General features: G+C 49.3%; 8 protein-coding genes. 6 read left to right on the plus strand and 2 right to left on the minus strand.

Annotated features, from left to right (window positions below):
- Positions 1-399: 399 nt before the first annotated feature.
- Complete coding sequence (locus ACFS7Z_RS18275) at positions 400-2,988, plus strand: M14 family metallopeptidase (protein WP_377487630.1); 2,589 nt, start codon at positions 400-402, stop codon at positions 2,986-2,988.
- Positions 2,989-3,066: 78 nt separating this feature from the next.
- On the opposite strand, the gene ACFS7Z_RS18280 is transcribed toward ACFS7Z_RS18275, so the two are convergent.
- Positions 3,067-4,008 (minus strand): PorP/SprF family type IX secretion system membrane protein, encoded by a 942-nt coding sequence (locus ACFS7Z_RS18280; RefSeq protein ID WP_377487632.1) that lies wholly within the window; start codon positions 4,006-4,008, stop codon positions 3,067-3,069.
- A gap of 29 nt (positions 4,009-4,037) precedes the next feature.
- Positions 4,038-5,126 carry a T9SS type B sorting domain-containing protein gene (locus ACFS7Z_RS18285; protein WP_377487634.1) on the minus strand — a complete coding sequence of 363 codons (1,089 nt, stop codon included), beginning with the start codon at positions 5,124-5,126 and terminating at the stop codon, positions 4,038-4,040.
- A 718-nt stretch (positions 5,127-5,844) separates the two neighbouring features.
- Between ACFS7Z_RS18285 and ACFS7Z_RS18290 the strand changes: the two genes are divergently transcribed.
- The 5 genes from ACFS7Z_RS18290 (at position 5,845) to ACFS7Z_RS18310 (ending at position 14,520) form a co-directional block, all read left to right on the plus strand.
- Positions 5,845-6,381, plus strand: a complete 537-nt coding sequence (locus ACFS7Z_RS18290; protein WP_377487636.1) for a hypothetical protein — start codon at positions 5,845-5,847, stop codon at positions 6,379-6,381.
- Positions 6,382-6,405: 24 nt separating this feature from the next.
- Entirely contained in the window at positions 6,406-6,831 is a 426-nt protein-coding gene (locus ACFS7Z_RS18295; protein WP_377487638.1) for a DUF2721 domain-containing protein, read from the plus strand.
- Between the two features lie 277 nt (positions 6,832-7,108).
- Positions 7,109-9,730 carry a gliding motility-associated C-terminal domain-containing protein gene (locus tag ACFS7Z_RS18300; RefSeq protein WP_377487640.1) on the plus strand — a complete coding sequence of 874 codons (2,622 nt, stop codon included), beginning with the start codon at positions 7,109-7,111 and terminating at the stop codon, positions 9,728-9,730.
- 6 nt (positions 9,731-9,736) lie between these two features.
- Positions 9,737-10,741: a PorP/SprF family type IX secretion system membrane protein gene (locus ACFS7Z_RS18305; protein WP_377487642.1), complete on the plus strand. Its 1,005-nt coding sequence runs from the start codon at positions 9,737-9,739 to the stop codon at positions 10,739-10,741.
- Between the two features lie 557 nt (positions 10,742-11,298).
- A complete protein-coding gene (locus tag ACFS7Z_RS18310) occupies positions 11,299-14,520 on the plus strand; it encodes a gliding motility-associated C-terminal domain-containing protein (protein ID WP_377487644.1) in 3,222 nt (1,073 codons plus the stop codon).
- Positions 14,521-14,526: the final 6 nt, after the last annotated feature.

A 14,526-nucleotide genomic window follows, 5' to 3' on the forward strand; every position in this document is an offset into this window, starting at 1 on the left:
TTACAGGATGACAGGGGTCAAAGGCCGTCTCATCATTTTGAAGACAATAGGTTTAATGGACTGTAGGTATGAATCTATACATTGTGTATAGCGGGCGCAGAAGTATAATACGTACAGATACAAGTTTAACAGCGCCACTGTTGGCTCTGTACAGGCAGCAATAAATACTCATCAATAGCTTAAGCTTCCAACGTCATCAACCTCTGTTTCCCGAAGCAGCAACTAAAGCACTCTACAGCAATTGCATTCAACTCTGCTGTGTATGCTGCTCCAACCTTATTTCAAGCCTGTTTAATAAAAGCTTTCACAATCGAAATCTATATGGTTTGGAAAAGCTTCTATAAAAGAGGAAATTGCAGGTATAAACTGACCCATACTAACAACTCTTCACCCTTATACATGAAAAAATTACGCGTTCTTGCTGTAGCGGCTTTGCTGGGGCTTGGCCCGGTGGCAGTGGCACAGCAAGCCGAAACCAGCCTCTCCTATTACCTACCGGCTGATGTTTCGTACAGCAGTGCTGTTCCTGCTCCAAAAGACATACTGGGATATAACGTGGGCGAGTGGCACGTAAGCCACGACCAGTTGGTGATGTACGTGCGCCAGATGGCGGAACTCTCTGATAGGATGTCGCTCGTGGAATATGCCCGCACACATGAAAACCGCCCGCTGTACCTGCTCACCATTACCTCTCCTGAAAACCTCCGTAACATCGAGCAGATAAAGGCGCAGCATAAAAAACTAACAGAGCCGGCACAGTCAGGCAGCGTCGACATCAGCAACATGCCTGCTGTGGTGTGGATGGGCTACAGTGTGCACGGTAATGAACCCAGCGGCACCAATTCGGCTCTGCTGGCAATATATCATTTGGCAGCAGCACAAGGCCCGGAAATAGAAAAGCTATTGAACGAGACAGTCATCCTGCTGGACCCTTCTATCAACCCCGATGGTTTGAACCGCTTCGCCAGTTGGGTAAACACGCACCGGGGCAAGAATCTGGTGACAGATGCCAATAGCGCAGAGTTTGATGAAGTTTGGCCGCGGGGCCGCACCAACCACTATTGGTTCGATCTGAACCGCGACTGGTTACCGCTGCAGCACCCGGAGTCGAAGGGCAGACTGGCGAAGTTCCATGAGTGGAAGCCGAATGTGCTGACAGACCACCATGAGATGGGAACCAACTCCACGTTCTTCTTTCAACCGGGTATACCTAGCCGGAACCACCCGCTCACGCCGGAAAACAACTTTAAGCTGACGCAGAAGATAGGCGACTTCCATGCCAAGGCACTGGACAAAATCGGCTCTTTCTATTTCACAGAAGAGAACTACGACGACTTCTACTACGGCAAAGGCTCTACGTACCCGGATGTGAACGGCGCTGTGGGTATTCTGTTTGAGCAAGCCAGTTCAAGAGGGCATGCCCAGGAAAGTGAGAATGGTGTGCTCACGTTCCCGTTCACGATACGCAACCAATTCACCACCACCCTCTCCACATTGCAGGCCGCACAGGCCATGCGCGAGGAGTTGCTGGCGCATCAGCAGGCCTTTTATAAAGATGCATTGAATGAAGCAAAAAAGGCAGCAACAAAAGCCTATGTGTTCGGTTCAGAAAAAGACAAAGTCCGCGCTTACCACCTGGCTGAAATCATCAAACAACATAAGATAGAGGTATACCGTCCGAAAGAAGCTTTTAAGATTGACAATGTGACGTATACGCCGGAAAATGCTTACATCATCCCGACGGAGCAGCCGCAGTATAAACTAATTGAGGCGATGTTTGAGAAGCGTACTACTTTCCAGGACAGCCTTTTCTACGACATCTCCGCCTGGACTTTCCCCCTGGCGTTTGACCTGGAACATGCCGCACTATCCTCCAGGAACTTCAGGCAGAACCAACTGGGACAGAAAGTAGAAGACCTCGCTTTTCCGAAGGGAGAAATTGTTGGTGGCAAGAGCGACTATGCCTATGCTTTTGAGTGGCATGATTACTACGCCCCACGCGCGCTGAACACCTTGTTTGAGCGTGGCATTACGGCCAGGGTAGCCACCGACAAGTTCACTACAGTAGAAGGCAAGCAATATGATTATGGTACCATCCTGATACCAGTCACCGGCCAGTCGATAAGTACAGAGGCGCTACAGCAGGTGCTGCAGGAGGTGGCGGCAGCAAATGGTATTCAGGTGCATGCGCTGAACACCGGCTTCAATCCGCAGGGGATTAAGCTAGGTAGCCCCATGATGCAGACGCTGGCGCAGCCCAAAATCCTGATGCTGATTGGCGACGGTGTGAACAGCTACGATGTTGGGGAGGCCTGGCACCTGCTGGACAACCGCTTCGACATGAAACCTACGCTGGTAAAGACAAACGACTTTAACCGGATAGGCCTCAACAAATACAATGTTATTGTGATGGCAGATGGCAATTATAACAGCATCTCAAAAGACAAGCTGCGGAACTGGGTATTGCAGGGAGGCACAGTGGTGGGCATGGGAGAAGCGGCGCAATGGCTGGCAGACAACGGCATTGGCAACATCAGCTTCAAAAAAAGCCCATCAGATACAGCAACTCAAAAGCCATACGCTGACATGGCCAACACTAGCGGAGCGCAGGTTATCGGCGGCGCTATCTTCGAGACGAAGCTGGACCTGACGCACCCGCTGGCTTACGGTTATACGGATGCGCAGCTGCCTATTTTCCGGAGCAACACGCTGTTTATGGAACGCTCCAAGAGCCCTTACGCCAACCCGGTGATGTATACTGCCAACCCGCTCATGGCAGGCTACATCTCTAAGCCAAACCTGCAGCTGCTGAAGAACTCTGCAGCCGTGGATGTGTCGGCAGTAGGGGCTGGCAAAGTAATTGCCATGCCGGACAACCCGAACTTCAGGGCTTTCTGGTACGGCACGAACAAACTGTTCCTGAACAGCATCTTCTTCGGCCAGATTATCAGCGGCCAGTCTGCCCGCGCAGAAGAGGCAGCTCATTAAAGCAGCAACGTATTGAATAACAAAAGAGCCAGCACAAATGCGCTGGCTCTTTTGTTTATAAGGGTGAAAAGGTGGTTATTACTGCAGTCGAAAACCCAGCACAATTTCATGCGAGCCTGAACTGTAATCATTTATAGGTGATGTCGTGATATCGTAAGAATAGCTTAACTGGTACTGCTCTTTAAACTGCATGCCCAGGAGGCCTACTACTGCATCATTTGTGCGGTAAGAAACACCAGCCCATACCATGTTATCGTATTTCGATTTAGCACCATCTGTAAAATGGTAGGCACCCTTCACGTTCAGGTCTGCCTGTAGCGGAGCAGCGTTCACATACTTTAACAGGACAGAAGGCGTAACCACTATGTTGCTGTGCACATCAAGATTATACCCACCGGAAACAAACAAGTGGCGGTAAAGGCGGCTTGGGTCCTCCACATCATCTACAGCATGTATCTTGTTGCCCAGCACCTGGAAAAGAGAAACACCAGCAAAGAACTTGTCTGAATGGATATAGGTACCAACACTCAGGTCAGGCATAAAGGAGTTGAAGTTGCCGCCTGAGGTAACTGGATCACGCTCGTTAGAGCCCTCTGCCAGGTACACTTTGCTTGCATCAAACCGATACTGCTGCATTCCGGCAAAAACACCTGACGAAAGGTAAATGCTTTCGCTAAGCGGAACATGATAAGCATAAGACAAAAGCAAGCCAGTGCGGGTGGTAGGGCCGGCCTGGTCTGTGTACGCGTAGCCACCAACACCATGGTAGGCCTGCCCCTCTGTCAGGTTCTCTTTAAACAGAGCTGTCTCACCACTAACGTAAAACGTTTTTGGTGCCCCTTTAAAGCCAACCCACTGGTTGCGGTAACCTGCCTTGAAGGTTATGTCCTTCTCCATACCGGCCACTGCCGGGTTAAGAAGGTAATAATTGGTCATGTACTGGCTGTATAATGCTTTCTGCTGGGCTACAGCTGCCGAGCCCATAAGTAGGAAGCAGAAAATAAGTATATAATTTTTCATAAAGCTTTGATGATAAGTTAAAGGCGATGTTACCGCATGATAGTTAATGACTTCTTAATGGCTGGCGTACCAGCGCCGAACTCAATAATGCTGTAGTAAGTACCATCCGGCAGCATTTTGCCTTTATGGGTACCGTCCCAGGGAGTCGAGTAACCTTTGGACTCAAACACCAGGCTTCCCCAGCGGTTGAAGACCATTACCTTGCAGTTAGGGAAGAGTATGGAAAGGTTCTTAATCGCCCACAGGTCGTTGATGCCATCTCCGTTCGGCGTAAATCCGTCCGGAATGTCCACCTCTGTGATGCTCTCTATCATGAAGCTTATTTCTGCGGTACAGCCAAAGCTGTCTTTCACCACCAGCGTGTGTGTTCCTGCACCTAAGTTATTCAAGGCTGGCTCAGCAGTAAAGCTGCCGCCGTCCAGTTGGTAGGTGTAAGGAGCAGTACCTCCGCTAACAGCAGAAAGGGTTGCGCTGCCAGTCTTTTCCTGCCCTATGACTTGTGTCAGCGGCGTCACCGTCGCCTGGATTGGAGCAGATTCTGCTACCGCTACAGCCACCTCTTTTACAACAGTGCACTCCAGCCTGTCCTTTACCACAATCTGGTGCGATCCTGCTGCCAGGCCGGTCAAAACATTGCTAATTTGGAAGGTAGTGCCACCGTCTTTGCTATATTTATATGGAGAGGCGCCACCTACAATATCAGTCACCGTTACCTGTCCGTTACTTGCAGTGCAGGTAGCAGGGCTTGCAGTTGCAGTGAAATCAGTAGGCCGGGCGTCTCCTATCATCACTGTTTCAGTGTAGGTGCAACCCTTTGCATCCTTAACGGTTATGGTATACTCCCCTGTCACCAAATCACCGAAGGTATTGAATACCTGAAAGGGAGTCCCGTTTCGGGCATACATGTAAGGAGCAGTTCCACCGGTAACCCCGATTACTCTGAAATAGCCGTTGTTCCTGCCACAGACAGCGGCAAAAATTTCAAGTTCTACATCGGTTGGCCCGCAGGCACCACCAGAAGTCTGCGCATACAAGTTGTGGGTGACGCCCAACTGTAGCAAACCCATCAGGCTAACGGCGCATAACAGGATGAGTCGTTGTGTTAAATGTTCAATCATATAGTAAAAGTTAAATTAGTGAAGGGTAATCTTTGCGGTTGTTTCTTGTACTTACTTTCATAGGACTGTCGCTTTTGCCTCTTGCCTCAGTTCAGCTTTATAAAGTGGCTACCTTTTCTGCTGACGGACAGGATTCCGGGGAGTGTGGGAGATGGATGCAACAACTGCATTCAGGGATAACAGATGGTTATTCGTATGTTGTCACGTTATAGAGTTTAATGAGTCTTCATCTCAGACATTGTTTTACCTGCTTCAGATAGTTTAAAAGCTTCGTTTGCCATAAACCCTAAACTGGATAAAATAATTAATCTATATATACGGATAATACTATGACAACAGTTTCATATTCTAATAAAATTCATAAACAATAGAAGTGGGATAATCCGGAAAGGATGGGGTAAATGTCAGGAGTATGAGGAGAGTCTTCAGACATTCAGGGGAAGACATTGCTTCACAATTACTGTTTTTGGCTGCTTTTGTTATACTAATACAAGCATTTATACCTATCCGGCTCAGACAGAGCCAGTAATTCCTTTGAGCAGGGCATTTTCTGTAAAGCTCAGGTGGCGAAAACATGTTTGTATGGTTCCTCCAAATCAGGGTTGTTTGAGTCCTGACAAATGAAGTCATTAGCGGTGCTGCCTTTCCTGCAAAACCACCTGTAGGCTAACAAAGTATAAACCACTACCTTTGCCCCTTCTATCATGCAAATTCCCTTATGAGCGCCCGAGCGTCAGAGCTTTTACTTTTAACAGCCTACGAAACTGAAAAACCACCTTTAGCAGCTGAAGAAGCATGCAAAATCTATACTGATTTCGAAAAAGCATTCAAAGCTTCCAAATCTGCAGCAGGTAAAGTAACAGAAGAACTTAACTTCCGTTTTGAGCGCCTGCGCCTGCTCATGGCCCTCGCTTTTGTGAAAGTCTTCACCCGCCTGTCTAACAACGAAAAAAGCAAAGAAGCACTCGGGGTGCTATTGGAAGCTTTAAAAGCAAGAAGTACAAAGGAAATCGACAAGGTGGTTCAGAAGCAAATAGCGGTGTTCGACCAATTGTACCACGAGATATTTGTGAATGAGCAGCGTGACCAGATTCTGAGCCTGTTTGAGCAGACGCTGGATGCTGGCTCAAAGGAAGAACTGGACGATCTGCTTTTCGATGGAGTTGCCTTGCTGCAGGAAGTAGATTGGGAGGCAAATGAGGAAGATCAGGATGATGCAGACCCATTGGACGAAGACTTTTTGAAGAACCTCTAAAGAAGCGCCACTCGCAACCAGGCCATGGAAATTTCCCTTACCACACCAGCACTCCTGTTTCCGGCAATTTCGTTGCTGCTGCTGGCATACACCAATCGTTTTCTGACACTGGCCAGCCTCATACGCAACCTCAAGACCCGCTATGCCTCTACACACAGCCACCTGGTGTATAGCCAAATAGAGAACCTGCGCATACGCCTCGACCTCATCAAGAACATGCAGGCGCTTGGCATCTGCAGCATCTTTGGCTGCGTGTTCTGCATGTTTATTCTTTTTGCGGGCTACACTACACTCGGCAAGTATGTTTTTGGGCTGAGCCTTATTTTACTCATGGCTTCGCTGGCGCTGGCGCTACGGGAGACACAGATATCAGTAAAGGCGCTGACCTTGGAACTGAATGACCTGGAGGAGGAGACAGAAGAAGGAAAGAACAGCAGCGACAAACTATAATCCACAGCCTGCACATTAATATTCCGGCGCGAGGGCAGGGCTTCTGAAATAAAAAAGAAGCCCTGCCCTCTTCATTTTTTAATTTAAAATACCAACGCTCATACTTTAAGGAGAGCGTTAAGGTATGTGCAACAGGGCAACTACAGGTTGCTAAACACACTGAATTGAACCGCTTTATTTTTAGCAGGAAATAAAGAACCTCATTAAAATATTCTTTAAAACATAATCAATCTTGATACGTTTCAACTATAGCCATCTTTAACTAAAGCCCTTCAGGATGAAGCTGCACTTACTTCTCCTACTCCTCACGCTATGCCTGCTACGCCCTGCTGCTGCCACCCATATTGTGGGAGGCGAGATGGAACTACAGCATGTTCAGGGCTACAACTACCGGCTTTTACTGAACCTTTACTTTGATGAGATAAACGGCTCACCAGGCGCTAAGGATCCCGTTAACTTCATTACCATCTTCGAGAAAGGCACTAACAGGGCTGTCACCACGGTTTCTTTGCCTATCAGGCAGGAGAAGCAGTTAAGCTACACCAACATCAACTGTACAACCGTTGAGCTAAGAACATCCCTTATTGAGTACTACGAAGACATTTTTCTTGATCCTGCTATTTACAACCATGCACCGGGATACTATGCGGTTTGGGAGCGCTGCTGCCGCAACAATTCCATTAATAATATAAACCTGCCTGAGAGCGCCGGCACAACGTTTTATGTGGAGTTTCCACCAGTTGTAAAAAATGGCAACCCATTTGTTAATTCTTCTCCAAAGCTAAGCCCTCCGCCAACCGACTACGCCTGCCAGGGAGAGGTGTTCTCCTATAGTTTTGGCAGTACAGATGCAGATGGTGATGACCTGGTATACGACCTGGTTACGCCATTGAACGGCTATAGCACCCCCGGCTTACCAAATCCTCCGGCCTCCAGCGCACCGTATCCTGAAATTAACTGGCTGGCCGGGCATGACGTCAATAACCAGATAAGAGGCACTCCATCTGTTAAGATAGACAGGAAAACAGGGCAGCTCATTGTAAACCCCTCCTTTGTAGGCCTGTTTGTATTTGGAGTGCGCTGCCAGGAGTTCAGGAACGGCGTGAAGATAGGTGAGGTCAGGAGAGACTTTCAGCTACTGGTAAAGGACTGCCCCCGTAACGAAAGCCCGGCAGTGTATGCGCAGCCGATGGGCACCACCAACTACTACAAGGAAGGGCAGATCATCCGAGTCGGCCCGACTGATCCACGCTGCCTGAACATCTATTTCACGGATGGGGATGACGATGAGCCGCTGTCGCTAAAGGCCATGCCTGTCAATTTCGACGGCAACGGCTTTACCTTTACCGGACTGACAAGTGGTGTAGCAAACGCAGGCGGCGTAAAAGACCTGCTGCAGACATCTGTGTGCTTCGACCCGTGCCTGAACTCTGAAGGAAAAGTTTATCTGCTTGATTTTATTGTCAGTGATGATGGCGATGAAGGGTGTAGCCTGCCCCGCCAGGACACCTTGCGGCTAAGCTTTGTCATTGCCCCTTCACCGGACGAGCCTCCAGCTATTTCATTTTCCACGCCGTCCCGGGTGTTTGAGGTAGCTGAAGGTGACGTGCTAACTTTTGATGTAACAGGCACAGACCCGGACCCAGACATCATAACAGTGTCGGCAACCGGAAAAGGATTTGACATTGGCAGCCACAGCATTACTTTTCCGGAAAACAGCGGCACCAGCCAGGCTGCCTCCACATTTAGCTGGCAGATAGACTGCAGTGCGCTTCAGCAGGCCGTATACCAACTTGAGTTTACCGTTACCGCTACCACCTGTGGGAAACCAGTCTCCACTACTGAAAGAATAGAGGTGAGAACGAAACAGGACAAGATAACCAACAACCTTGTTTCGCAGGCGCAGACAATCTGTTATGGCACCTCTGCTGCGGCTATAACAGGGAGCCAGCCCACTGGCGGAAGCGCTGCCTATACTTATAATTGGGAAATAAGCACGGCAGATGCTCCGGGCGTCTTTCAGCCTGCCCCCGGCGACAACAGCAAAGCCGACTATACCCCAACCGCCCTGACACAGACCTGCTGGTTCAGGAGAAAAGTAATGTCCGGTGCCTGTTCAGCGGAATCAGTCAGTAATGAGGTAAAGGTAACGGTCATTCCGCCTCCCCTTGTTCCCTCCTTTACTAACGGATCCACGTGCTCCGGCCAGACAGCAAACTTAGCTGCTGCCACAGATGTTCCTGCAAACCTGGAGTGGTACGACCAGCCAACAGGTGGCAACCTGCTGCACAAGGGTCCTACCTACCATACTGAACCATTAGGCGCCACCACCTATTATTATGTGCAGGCAGTAAACAGTAACGGTTGTGTAAGTGCCTCCAGGGCCAGGGTAACAGCAGAGGTGTTTGAGTCTGTCGTGAATGCCGGAGAGGACGTGACCATTATTCAGGGCAACTCCTCCGATCTGAAGGGAAAAGGCGGCGAAACCTATACCTGGACACCAGCCACCAGCCTTTCAGATCCGGGTGCTGCCATTACGCTAGCGACTCCCTCCGAAACGACGACTTATACCCTTTCTGCCACCACAAAGTATGGCTGCACTTACACTGATGAAGTCACCATAACAGTGCTGCCACGCATTGACCCAACCAATACCGTTACGCTAAACGGAGATGAGATAAATGACAAATGGTACATCCGGAACATAGAGCATTACCCGAATTGCCGGGTGCAGGTGTTCACGCGCTGGGGTGCCCAAGTTTACGACTCCAAAGGCTACCAAGAACCCTGGGACGGCACATACCAGGGGAAGCCGCTGCCCGTGGCCGCCTACTACTACATCATTGACCTTGGGTTAAAGGAAAAGCCTGTATCAGGCAGTATCACTCTTGTTAAGTAAAGCCGCATGAGAGTTTTGTTTTGCATTGTCTGCTGTTTCTGCTGGTGTACCGCTGTTTTTGCACAGCAGCGGCCTCAGCATACACAGTACTTTCAAAACAACTTCCTGCTGAACCCTGCTGTGGCAGGCATCGAGAACTATACCGATGTGCGCTCAGGTTTCCGCAGCCAGTGGGTAGGCATGGAAGGCGCTCCTACTACTTTCTACACCAGTGTGCACACCGCCCTCAACAAAAACGACAGGAACTCGCCGCGGTTCGGAACTGGCAGGCCATCTTCTTCTACCTCTTCTGCAAATAAAAACAACCGCTTTTATGTAAGGCCGCACCATGGAATAGGCGCAGTTGCCCAAATGGATAACTCCGGGCTGCTTTCTACCTTTTCCTTTAACCTGAACTATGCCTACCATATACCCCTCACAAAAAGCCTCAACCTCTCGGGCGGCGTAGCAGCAGGTATTCTGAAGCAGTGGATAAGCAGGAAAAATGTAGATGTGCTGATTCAGGATGACCCTTTTCTGACAGTAGAAAGAGGCAACAGGAATAAGCTTGATTTAGGCTTAGGCATCTGGCTTTACAGCCGTGACTTTTATGTGGGGGTGTCAGGTATGCAGTTGGTGAAGAGTCTGGGAGATGTGGGCTCAGACGGAAAGCCGCTGGCGGAGCTACAGCCTCATTACTATGCTACGGCTGGTCTCCGGCTCCGTGTGGGAGAGCAGGTGACGTTTACCCCTTCTGTAATGGCGAAGTTGGCAGCAGGAGGCTTACCGGCTGTAGATATAAATGCAAAGGCCACCTACAACGAGCGCTTCTGGGCGGGAGCCTCTTACCGGCACAACGATGCGGTTGCCGCCATGCTGGGCATTTATGTAAATCATTTCATCGACGTAAGCTACTCCCATGATTTTACTACGTCCGATCTGAACAGGGTCAGCGCCAACAGCCACGAAGTAGTGGTAGGAATCAAACTGAACAACCCACAGAAAATTATATGCCCCAGTTGGGTATGGTAAGTAACAGGTGAGGTATAGCGCTGATAAAAGAAAAGCTGAAGTTGCTGCATCGTTTCCCAGTTCATGCAGCCGGCCAGCATTGAAGCCCCGCACATGCCATAATAAAGCAGTATACACATTCCTCCATCTCTTCCTTCCTGAAGTTTCCCCTCTCCGGCGCAAGCTGCATAAGGCACCAGTATTAGAAGCGCCTTATACCGCTACAGGTGTTGAATAGTACTGAAAGAGTAACACTACACCTGTTATATACACGAAACACTATATAATTATTACCTGATCAAAACCCTTTAGCATTGAAATCTAAACCTGGCATAAAATTGCATCCCGCCCTCCTGATGCAGGCTTCAGCTAAAGTAAATATTCCCTCTACAGCAATAGCACTTATTCTTAACAACCATTACTTTATTTAATCTTTTCCCGTATTATATATAATAAATTTAATAAAATGCACTTATCCCTTCAAAACAGATACAAAAAAATCCAGCCTTGTTTTGAGCACACTTTTATTTCACTATATTTAGATTTTAAAATCAAATTCACACCCTTCGCTCAAGAGGATGATACTACGTTTACTGCTGGTTTTTATATCACTGTTTCTGACCTTACAGGCTAATGCCACGCACATTGTTGGGGGTGAGTTTGAGTTAAAGCATCTTTCAAACTACAGCTACGGGCTTACACTAAACCTGTACTTTGATGAAATCAACGGAACACAGCAGTCACGACGCATTGAGCCTAATATTAAAGCTTCTATTTTCGAAAAAGGCACCAATCGCTTCATAAAAGAAATAACGATGCCTTTTGTGAATGCAAGCTTGTTAAATTACAGCAACATTGGGTGCACCACCAGCGGCCTGAAGACATCCAGGATCCATTACTATGATGAGATAACCCTTCTTCCTGCTATTTATAATCATCCGGCGGGGTATTATGTGGCAGTGGAAAGATGCTGTCGCAATAAGACGACCAACAACATATCCTCCACATTTGAGGCTGGTACTACTTTTTATATGGAGATTCCGCCCGTTGTTAAAAACGGCGTTCCCTTCGTGAACTCTACCCCCACACTCACACCGCCGCCCAGCGATTACGCCTGCCAGGGAGAGCTCTTCTCTTTCGATTTTAGCAGCACCGATGCTGATGGTGATCAATTGGTGTACGACATGGTTTCTCCATTAAACGGACACAGCACATCCGCTAATGCAAACCCTTCTGCCTCCAGTGCACCATACCCTGAAATAGCTTGGCTCCCGGGTTATGACAAGGATAACCAGATACACGGCACCCCATCCCTTGGTATCGACAGAACCACAGGATGGCTGACGGTAAGGCCAAAATATGCAGGTTTGTATGTGTTTGCCGTACGATGCCAGGAATTCAGAAACGGTGTGAAGATCGGGGAAGTCAGGAGGGAATTTCAGCTTGTTGTTAAGGTCTGCCGCTTTAACAATGAGCCGGTGGTAACGATGAAGCAGGTTGGCAGCCAGAGCACTTTTACCGATGGCCAAGTGCTACGCATCCGCCCCAGCGACCCGCGCTGTATTAAAATCCTATACACTGACCCGCAGGCAAGTGAGCCCCTGACACTGGAGGTAACCCCTGTAGACTTCACCAACGACAACGTTTTTAGCCTGACCGGGGCAACGAGCGGTGTGGTGAACAGCCCCAATGGAGTAAAAACGCTGGAGGCGACCATATGCTTTGAACAGTGCCTTGATACCAACGGGCAGCCCCTGTTGCTCGATGTGGTGGTGAGTGACGATGGGGACGACGGTTGCGGCCAGCCCCTGACAACAACCAGGCGCATCAGCGTGGTAGTAGAACCGGCAGAGGGCAACGCTCCTGATATTTCACTTTCCTCCCCAACAAAAGTCTTTGAGGTGGTGAAAGGAGACCGCATCAGTTTTGACGTGACCGGTACCGATGCAGACGATGAGGAGGTTTCTATCTCCGCTGCAGGCAGGGGTTTTCAACTGAACGCGCATAACATCAATTTTCAGGCGAGGAAGAATAGAGGGCGGGCATCATCACCTTTCACCTGGCACATCGATAAGGAGGCCCTGAAACAGTCGGCCTTCTTTGTTGACTTCCTGGTGACCTCTACTACCTCCTGCGGCGACAGGCTCACGAAAACAGAGACCATAGAAGTACGGCCTCTTTGGGTGAATGATTTTGCCAGCAACACCATCTCAGCTGACCAGACGATTTGTGCCGGCGAAGCACCGGCCACCTTAACAGGAAGCCTGCCCACCGGTGGAACTGGTACGTATGAGTACACCTGGGAAATGAGCACAACCGGTGCCCAAACCGGCTTTGCACTTGCCCCTGGCCCACGCAACAAAGAGCAGCATTACGCTCCGCCTGTCCTTACCACAGGACCAGTCTGGTTCAGGAGAAAAGCGGATTCTGGTGCGAACGACGAACTGTTAAGTAACGCTGTTCAGATTACAGTACAGAGTGTTATTGGGAACAACACCATCTCCAGGGCACAGGCAATTTGTGCCAATACCGCCCCTGCTCTTTTAACCGGTACTGAGCCAACTGGCGGAAGTGGCACCTATACATATCAGTGGGAGTTTAGCACCACAGGTCCTTCAAGCGGCTTCAAATCTGTTATTGGAACAGGCAAGGGAAAAGAGAAGGATTATCAGCCGGGTTCTCTCAACCAGACAACCTGGTACAGGCGCCTGGTTATGTCTTCTCCCTGCCCATCTGTAACGAGCAATGCAGTAGAAATTACGGTTACACCTGATATCAGCCAGAACACAATACAAGGGAATCAGGTAATTTGTGAGGGCAGTATACCTGGTAAACTGACCAGTCCGGTACTAACCAGTAGCACCGACAGGTTTACCTATGCATGGGAGTATAGTACCACTGGCGCAACGGCTGGCTTCGCTCCGGCACCTGGCCTGAACACAGCACCTGATTACACACCAGGCCAGCTAGGTCAGTCTACCTGGTTTAGAAGGATTGTTCGTACTGCGGCTGCATCCTGCCAAAGCACCAGTAATGCAGTACTGGTAACCATAGAAGCGCTGCCAGCACCGCCACAGGTAACGGATGTAACCGTTTGCCTTGGCGAGCCTGCCACCTTGCAGGTTAGCTCACCGGCAGCAGGCATTTTATACAGGTGGTATGATCAGGCAAGCGGCGGCACTTTTCTAAAGGAGGGCAGCACCTACAAGTCTGCTCCACTTCGCGCCACTACAGATTTTTATGTGCAGGCCGTGACCAGAAACGGCTGTGCCAGCACCAGCAGGACAAAAGTAACAGCCACAGTGCGGTCCTTTACAGTTGATGCTGGTCAAGATGTAGTTATTATGGAAGGTCAGTCGGCTAAGTTGCAGGCTACCGGCGGCACCACGTACTCCTGGTCACCAGCCACTGACATGTCGGATTCAACTGTCCCGAATCCTGCTGTAAAACCTCTCAAGACAACAACCTACACCGTAACGGCGACGTCAGAGTTTGGCTGTGTTGCTACTGACGAGGTGACAGTGACGGTACTTCCGCGCATTGTTCCATCCAATGCTATCACGGTGAACGGCGACAACATCAACGAAACCTGGTACATCAAGAACATTGAGTTATACCCCAACTGTAGAGTGCAGATTTTTACCCGCTGGGGAAACAAGATATATGAATCATCAGGGTACCATGAGCCCTGGAACGGCACACACAATGGTATGCCTTTGCCTATGGCGGCCTATTACTACATCATAGAGCTGGGCATGAATGAAAAGCCGGTTTCAGGAAGTATTACCATTATCAAGTAACTGCGT

The sequence above is a fragment of the Pontibacter toksunensis genome (genome assembly GCF_042686245.1).
Lineage (GTDB): Bacteria > Bacteroidota > Bacteroidia > Cytophagales > Hymenobacteraceae > Pontibacter > Pontibacter toksunensis.

Bases quoted from the DNA above. Each gene is read 5' to 3' on its own strand.
- ACFS7Z_RS18275 (WP_377487630.1), top strand. From the start codon at position 400: ATGAAAAAATTACGCGTTCTTGCTGTAGCGGCTTTGCTGGGGCTTGGC.
- ACFS7Z_RS18280 (WP_377487632.1), bottom strand. From the start codon at position 4,008: ATGAAAAATTATATACTTATTTTCTGCTTCCTACTTATGGGCTCGGCA.
- ACFS7Z_RS18285 (WP_377487634.1), bottom strand. From the start codon at position 5,126: ATGATTGAACATTTAACACAACGACTCATCCTGTTATGCGCCGTTAGC.
- ACFS7Z_RS18290 (WP_377487636.1), top strand. From the start codon at position 5,845: ATGAGCGCCCGAGCGTCAGAGCTTTTACTTTTAACAGCCTACGAAACT.
- ACFS7Z_RS18295 (WP_377487638.1), top strand. From the start codon at position 6,406: ATGGAAATTTCCCTTACCACACCAGCACTCCTGTTTCCGGCAATTTCG.
- ACFS7Z_RS18300 (WP_377487640.1), top strand. From the start codon at position 7,109: ATGAAGCTGCACTTACTTCTCCTACTCCTCACGCTATGCCTGCTACGC.
- ACFS7Z_RS18305 (WP_377487642.1), top strand. From the start codon at position 9,737: ATGAGAGTTTTGTTTTGCATTGTCTGCTGTTTCTGCTGGTGTACCGCT.
- ACFS7Z_RS18310 (WP_377487644.1), top strand. From the start codon at position 11,299: ATGATACTACGTTTACTGCTGGTTTTTATATCACTGTTTCTGACCTTA.